The sequence below is a fragment of the Arthrobacter sp. HMWF013 genome (assembly GCF_003061105.1).
Classification (GTDB): Bacteria; Actinomycetota; Actinomycetes; order Actinomycetales; family Micrococcaceae; genus Arthrobacter.
The window spans coordinates 22782-30135 of the sequence record NZ_QAIQ01000134.1; the positions used below are offsets into that span (position 1 = coordinate 22782).

The following is a 7354-nucleotide window of genomic DNA, read 5'->3' on the forward strand; positions in this document are numbered from 1 at the left end:
TTCTACCGGAGTGAATCGGTACAGGCGTTCACCCATCCAGGGCGCGGTACTGGAAGTTTTTGAACCGAACGTGCCCGCTACCCGTCGCGAAAAGTGCCGGCCGCAGGCTGAGGAGCTCGTCTGCAGTGTTGGTGTTGTAGCCGGCAACGTTGAACCGCAGGCCATGCCGGGTCCAGTCAATTCCGTCCGGGCTGTAGTACTGGGTGACGATGTGTCCGTCGTTGACTATGCGTAGATGGATCGCGGTCCCCGAAGGCGCCGGTTCGCGCCAATAGGGAATGTTCCTTCCAGCGCGGTAGCTGTTCATCCGATCGCCGTCATGGCCCATGCCGCAGAACAGCCGGTCACTGTAATAGAGCAGCAGCCCGCCCTGCGCACCTTGGAGAAGCTCCATCTCAACACTGATCTCGTACCGCCGGTCACCGACGATGCACGTCAGCGGAGAACTGCCCGAGGGATTTGTTCCGCGTGCCTGCAGCAGGAGCCCGTCGTCCAATGAAACGCGGAGGTACTCGTCCTTGGACGGCGCGTGGAAGGACCACTGGATACCAAAGCGCTCTTCCGAGAAGTCGTCAGACAGTGGTAGGCCGGGGGTATGGTCAGCTGCGTCGGATGTGGCCGGCAGAGGTGCGGGCAACAGCGCTGAGAGGTCTCCGCCGGATGCGCGCGGCCATCCGTCGTCGGCCCATTCGATGGGTTCCAGAAGCGTCTGCCGGCCTAACGTTGTGAAACCGTTCTCGTAGCCGTGGTAGATGCTCCACCACTGGCCATCCGGGCCCTCAAAGAGGGTTGCGTGGCCCTTGCTCCACCACGGTTCCTCCGGATCCCATGTCCGGATGATGGGGTTCCGGGGGCAGTCTTCCCAGGGCCCATGAACTGAGCGGGAGCGGGCCACCGTGACCATATGGCCGGTGGGCGGACCCGAGGTGCCGCCCACCGCCGTCGTGAGATAGAACCATTCGCCGCGCCGGGTGAGCTTGGGTCCCTCCAGGGCGTAGGCCTCGGTGACCCAGTCATCCGGATAGCGCCAGCCGTCATACACATGTTCAACCGGCCCGTCGGTTGCCAGGCCGTTGGTGGTAAGCCGGACACGGCTGACGCCGCTGAGGAAAAGGTACCGCTTCCCGTCTTCTCCCACGACATGTCCGGGATCGATGTGCCCTGAAATGCCCAAATTGATGGGTTCGCTCCACGGACCGGCCATGTCTTCGGCGTGGATCACATAGATTTGCGGCGGTGCGGTTGGATCCGGGGAGACAGCAGTGGAAATGATGGGGACGTAGATGAAGTACCTGCCCTCGACCTTGCACATGTCCACCGCAAAGACGTTGCCGATGGGCGCAGGCAGGGCAGGCCCCAGGGGTTCCCAGTTCAGCAGGTCCCGCGAGTGCCAGATGATGAGCCCTGGCGTCGATTCAAAGGAGGAGAAAGTCAGGTAGTAGTCATCGCCGTCGCACAGGATGGCGGGGTCAGGATGGTCTCCCGCGAAGACGGGATTACGGTAGGTGCCGTCGCCCTGATCGGCCCGTCGTTGACCTTCGACGCCCTTGGCCAGTCTCAACGGCGTCAAGACTTCACACCCCCCGTGAAGCCCTGGATGAACTGTTTCTGGGCCACGAGGAAGAACGCGAGGATGGGGATCATCGAGATGATGATGGCCGCGAAGATCACGTTCCACTGGGACACGCTCTCGCCGACGAAGTTGTAGATCACCACAGGCAACGTTACGGCGTCGGATCCGTTGAGGAAGATCAGTCCGGTGAAGAAGTCATTCCAGACAATAAGGCCGGTGAAGATGGCCACCGTCCCCGTAGCGGGAGAAAGCAGGGGGAAGATGATCTTCCGGAATACGGTGAACCGGGAGGCCCCGTCGATCTGGGCCGCTTCCTCGTAGTCCCTGGCTATCCCGTTGGTGAACCCCATGTAAAGGAAGATCGCGATGGGGAGCAGCGCGCCCGAATACATGATGATGGTGCCGACGTGTGTGCCGACGAGGCCGACGTTGCGCATCCCCACGTAGATGGGAATGATGGCGGCCTGTGCGGGAAGGACCATCGTCACGAGGATCAGGCCCATGGCAACCTTGCTCAGCTTTCCCGTCCGGCGGCTCAGTGTGTAAGCCGAGATGGACCCAACAGCCACGAGCATCAGGACGCTGCCGCCGGTGATGATGATGCTGTTGAGCATGCCATCCATGAGCGTGGCCTGGCGTCCGCCGCGAAGGGCTTGGCCGAAGGCTTCCAGGGTGGGGTTGGTGGCCAGCTGCATGGCAGACGTCGTGAGCGCGTCGGAGCCGTTCTTGAACGCGAGGTTGACCAGGAAGTAGAACGGCAGCAGGAAAACGAGCGCCACCAGGATCAGGAAAGCCTCGCGGAGGAAGGTCTTCTTTGTATAGCGGAACATGGCTGACTACCCTTTGGCGTTGGAGCGGAGGAGGAGGCGCTGGGCCACTGTCAGGATGATGATGATTACCGACATGACCAGGGCAAGGGCGGCACCGAAGCCGAAGCGGCCCATCACAAAGGTCTCCTTATAGATGGTGACGGCCAGGGTCTCGGAGGCGCCGTAGGGTCCACCGCCGGTCAGTGCCTGGATCTGGTCGAAGACCCGGAGGCCGTTGATGAGCATGAGGGTCATGGCGATAACAACCGACGGCATGATGGCGGGCAGGACCACGTAGTTGAACCTCTGCCACAGCGTTGCGCCGTCCAATGAAGCAGCTTCTTCGAGTTCCGGGGAGACGGTCGCCAGTCCGGCAAGGTACATCACCATGACCAGACCGACGTTCTGCCACACCATCACCATGATGATGGCGGGAAGAACGGTCGCTGGATCCCCCAGCCAGGTCCGTTGCAGGGACTCAAGGCCGACGGACACCAGGAATTCGTTGAGGGGGCCGTCCTGTTCGAAGATGAACTTCCAGATGTAGGACGTTGCCAGCGAACTCAGGACCACCGGCGCGAAGATCAGGGTCCGGATGACGTTGCGGGACTTCACTGTTCGGTTCAGGCCCAGTGCCAGAAGCAGACCCAGGACGTTGGTGAGCACCACGAAGGAGATGCCGATGATGAACGTGTTGATAAGGGCAGTGGTGGTGGGACCGCCCTCGGCGATCGATGCGAAGTTGTCCCAGCCGACGAACTGCCACTTTCCTATGCCTTTCCAGTTGGTGAAGGCAAAGAATCCACCGATGGCACTCGGGGCGTAGTGAATGAGCACAAGGGCCAGGAGTGCCGGGGTGAACCACCACCAGGTAGCGAAGCGATGATCGGAGCGGTTGTGGCCTTTGCTGCCGTTCCACTTGGTGGAGCGGGGCTGGCGCCCGGTGACCCGGGCGCCCTCCGTTTTCTGCTCAAGTTGTGCGGTCATGGGATGTTCTTCCAATCAGGTTGCGGAGCCGTGGGCTAGGCGCCGCGGTTGTACTGCTCGTCCATGGTTTTCAGGACCTGGTCCGGTGTGGCCTGGCCTGTCAGCAGACCTTGGATGCCGGTGCCCAAAGAGTCGTAAACGCCACTGTTCGGCCAAAGGTAGTTCGGCTGCGTAACGATCTTTTTGTCAGGCTCGGAGAAGAACGGCTCAAGGGTGGGGAACTGCGAGGGGACAGTGCCGGAGACCGCGGCCGTCACCGAGACGTTGCCATTGGCTTTGGCAAGTGCGTCCTGGTTGGCGGGCTTTGCCAGGAACTCGAGGAACTTCAGGGCAGTGCCCTTGTGCTTGCCAGCGGCGTTAACGGCCAGGGCGTTGCCCGGGCTGGCTATGAGGCGGGTGTCAGCGGCGGTTTCGCCGGGAACGACGGCGACGTCGAATGAACCGTCCTTGACTTGGCCGCGCAGGGCGGCCACGGCACCGGCCGGAGCGAACACTGCTGCTACCTTGCCTTGGGCAACAGAGGGGAAGAGCTGGTCAAACCCAGCGCCTGCCGCACCGTCCTGGTAGCAGCCTGCATCCTTGAACTCCACAATCTGCTCCAGCACCTTCTTCCAGTCGGAATCGGCAAACGTGGTTTCCTTCTTCTCGCGTTTGGTGTCCCACTGGGGATCTTCAGCGTAAACGATGCCGGCAGCCAGCTGCATGGCCTGGAGACCCATATTGGCACCCGAGGTGCCGGCGACGGCGAACAAGGACTTTCCGGCCGCCCGGGCGGTCTTGCACTGCTCGACGACTTCGTCCAGCGTGGCTGCCTGTTCCAAGCCGAGTTCCTTCAGCACGCCCTTGTTCTGGAGCTGAGTGATCGGGGCGAGGTCCGCCGGGACGGCGAAGATCTTTTCGTCGTCGACGTAGAGGTTCTTCGCCGATTCGGGAATCGCGTCCGCTGCCCATTTCTGGTCGGTCAGTTCGTGGAGATAGCCGGCTTCCGCGAGTGAGGCGAATGACTGGTTGTTGCCGCGGCCGGCAGTGACGTAGAACAGGTCCGGGGCGTTGCCTGCCTGGAGCTGGGTGCGCATGGTCTGGCCGTGCTGGTCGGCCGGGGACTCCACAAGCTTGACCGTAACGTTGGGGTTCTCTGCCTTGAAGGCTTCCATCAAGGCCAAGTATGGGTTGCCTGCTCCGCCGCCGGTGTAGGCGGGGGTGGCAAGGGTGATTTCCACCGGCCCCGTTTCTTCGACAATCGGCTCGCTGGCTGCGTCACCGCCACCGCAGGCGCTCAATGCCAGTGCCGTCACGGACGCGAGCGCCGCGGCGGAGACGAACCTCCGGCCCGCAGGGCTAGTTGCTTTCTTCATGGTGTGGCCTTTCATGACTTCGTTGTCCTGTCGCCTCAGCGATCAGTGGATTCGAGCCCTGTGCGGGGACTTGTTCCCTGGATCACAAGCTGGCTCCTGTCATTCAAGGTAGGTCAGGTCACGGCAGCCATGGAAATAGTTATCGTCTATGCTCACCATCTTCTCTCCGCATGGCTGTTTCCCCCCATCGGCCCGGCAGCTCGTCCTATGGTGAATCTAGTCTTGGCGGCCCTTGCCGTCTCCCTGCCCTGAAGGACAATCCAGTGCCCCGCGACAACACGCCCACCCACGCCCCCAACAGCGACGTGCTCTTCAACAGCTTCGTAAATCCGCCCATGTCCGCCAGACCCCGTGCTTGGTGGCACTGGATGGACGGCAACGTCGATCAATCCGGCATTGAGAAGGACCTCAAATGGCTGGCGGCCTCGGGCGCGGGCGGCGTCCAGGCCTTCACCGGGTCGATGGGCCTTCCCCAATACACGCCGGAGCGGGTGGCGTTCCGTTCCCCGGCCTGGCAGTCTGCCATGAGGTGCGCCGCAACCGCTGCGGACCGGCTGGGCCTTGAGCTGGCGGTTGCGACGTCGGCCGGCTGGAGTGCAACCGGCGGGCCATGGGTACGGCCGGCCGCAGGCATGAAGAAGCTTGTCTGGAGCGTCACGAACGTGAGCGCAGGCCAAGGGGAGCGGGTCATCGTGGCCGCCCCGCCGTCGTCGTCAGGTCCCTACCAGGACGTACCGTTCGCGGCTATCCGGAAGGATCCTATTGGCGTGCCGGACCACTACGAAGACATCGCAGTGTTGGCATTGCCGCGGCGGGACGGCCACCTTCCCCTTGTCCCGGCGCGTATTGGCGCCAGTAGCCAGACCTCCGGAGATCGGACGCTGGATACGCTCGCGGACGGCCGCTACTGGCCCCCCGTTGAACTCCGGGACGAAGGGCCCGCGGGCTGGCTCGTCGCTGAATTCGATGATCCCACTCAGGTTTCATCAGTCCGTGTTGGATTGCCTGCCGCACGCGGTTTCGGCGTACGGCCGGCTCCCCGGGCACGGCTGGAAGCCAGCCATGACGGCGTCACGTTCAGCGCCGTCGTCGACCTCCCGGCATCCGCCTCGCCGGTGCGCTCGGCGAGCTTTCCTCCCGTCACAGCCAAGTTCTTCAGGCTCGCACTGGAGGCCGGGACGGCGGGCAGCATCCCGGTAGCGCCCGGCGTGAAGCCCCTTTCGTTGCCGGCGGCCGCGGGTTCTGGGGCGATGTTCAATGTGTCGGCGCTGGGGCTCTTCTCCGGTGCACGCATCACGCGGGCGGAAGAAAAGGCCGGCTACGCGCCTGTGCCTGACTTCTATGCGCTCGACGGCGATCCCGTCAACGCGGCAGACGCCGTCCGGCCGGAGGACGTCATTGACGTCACCAGCCACCTCGGCGCGGACGGTACCTTGGACTGGTTGCCGGACGAGGGAGAGTGGACGGTCCTCAGGTTTGGCCACTCCCTGACCGGGCACCTCAACGCCCCGGCGCCTGAAGACGCCACCGGCCTGGAGGTGGACAAACTCGACGCCGGCCTGGTCACCGAGTACTTCGAGAACTACCTTCGCTTCTTCCAAGAAGCCCTTGGCGGCGAACTCCTCGGTCCCAAGGGCGTATCGGCCCTGCTCAGCGACAGCATCGAGTCCGGGCCGCAGAACTGGACTGCCGCCATGCGGAAGGAGTTCGAGGTACGCCGCGGCTACGACCTGCTCCCCTGGCTCCCTGCGGTCACCGGCATTATCGTGGGCGACGCCCAACAGAGTGACGCCTTCCTTTGGGACCTCCGGAAGACCATCTCCGGGCTCCTCGCCGAGAATCACTACGGGGCCATTGCCGGCATCGCCCGGGAGCGGGGCATGACGTACTACGCGGAGGCCCTCGAGGACCACCGGCCACAGCTGGGCGATGACCTGGAAATGCGCTCCCATGCAGATATTCCCATGGGTGCGATGTGGTGCTTTGAACCTGAAACCGGCCCGCAGGCCACGTATGTGGCCGACCTTCGCGGCGCCGCTTCCGTGGCCCACGTGTACGGCAAGGCAGCCACCGGCGCTGAGTCCATGAGCGCCTTCGGAAAGCCGTTTTTCTTCACGCCACGCAAACTCAAGCCGATCGTGGACATGGAATTTGTGCTGGGCGTCAATCTCATCAACATCCACACGTCACCGCACCAGCCGGACGCCGTTCCGAAGCCCGGCATCACCCTCTCCCCGTACCTCGGCCAGTCCTTCTCCCGGAACGAAACCTGGGCGCACGCTGCCAAACCGTGGCTCGACTACATGGCACGCTGCTCCCACCTGCTGCAGCAGGGAACGCACGCGGCGGATGTTGCATACTTCTACGGCGAAGAGGCTCCAGTCACGGGCGTGTTCGGCGACTCGGCGCCGGAAGTCCCCGAGGGCCACGGGTTCGATTTCATCAACCTGGACGGCCTGCTCAACCACGTCACAGTCACTCCTGACGGCGGGCTGCTCACCACGGGCGGGACACACTACCGGCTGTTGTACCTCGGCGGTTCAAGCCGTCGAATGACGTTGACTGCCGTCAGGCGCATTGCCGAACTGCTCGACGCCGGCGCCACCGTTGCGGGCTGGCGTCCTGAAAGC

5 protein-coding genes are annotated in these 7354 nt (G+C 63.3%); 1 reads left to right on the forward strand and 4 read right to left on the reverse strand.

The genetic code is table 11. The features are described from left to right. Positions 1 to 28 precede the first annotated feature (28 nt). Genes DBR22_RS06165 through DBR22_RS06180 form a run of 4 tightly spaced genes read right to left on the reverse strand, consistent with a single transcriptional unit; the run spans position 29 to position 4724 of the window. Positions 29 to 1570, reverse strand: coding sequence for a family 43 glycosylhydrolase (locus DBR22_RS06165; RefSeq protein WP_108598268.1), 1542 nt, complete (start codon positions 1568 to 1570; stop codon positions 29 to 31). Further along, complete coding sequence (locus DBR22_RS06170; RefSeq protein WP_108598269.1) at positions 1567 to 2403, reverse strand: carbohydrate ABC transporter permease; 837 nt, start codon at positions 2401 to 2403, stop codon at positions 1567 to 1569. The genes DBR22_RS06165 and DBR22_RS06170 overlap by 4 nt, the downstream gene beginning before the upstream one ends. 6 nt (positions 2404 to 2409) lie before the next feature. Beyond that, a complete protein-coding gene (locus DBR22_RS06175) occupies positions 2410 to 3369 on the reverse strand; it encodes a carbohydrate ABC transporter permease (RefSeq protein ID WP_108598270.1) in 960 nt (319 codons plus the stop codon). A gap of 35 nt (positions 3370 to 3404) precedes the next feature. Then, a complete protein-coding gene (locus tag DBR22_RS06180; protein ID WP_181365050.1) occupies positions 3405 to 4724 on the reverse strand; it encodes an ABC transporter substrate-binding protein in 1320 nt (439 codons plus the stop codon). A 263-nt stretch (positions 4725 to 4987) separates the two neighbouring features. Between DBR22_RS06180 and DBR22_RS06185 the strand changes: the two genes are divergently transcribed. Continuing rightward, positions 4988 to 7354 (forward strand): glycosyl hydrolase (locus DBR22_RS06185; protein WP_108598272.1); only part of this gene is annotated, 2367 nt, incomplete at its 3' end.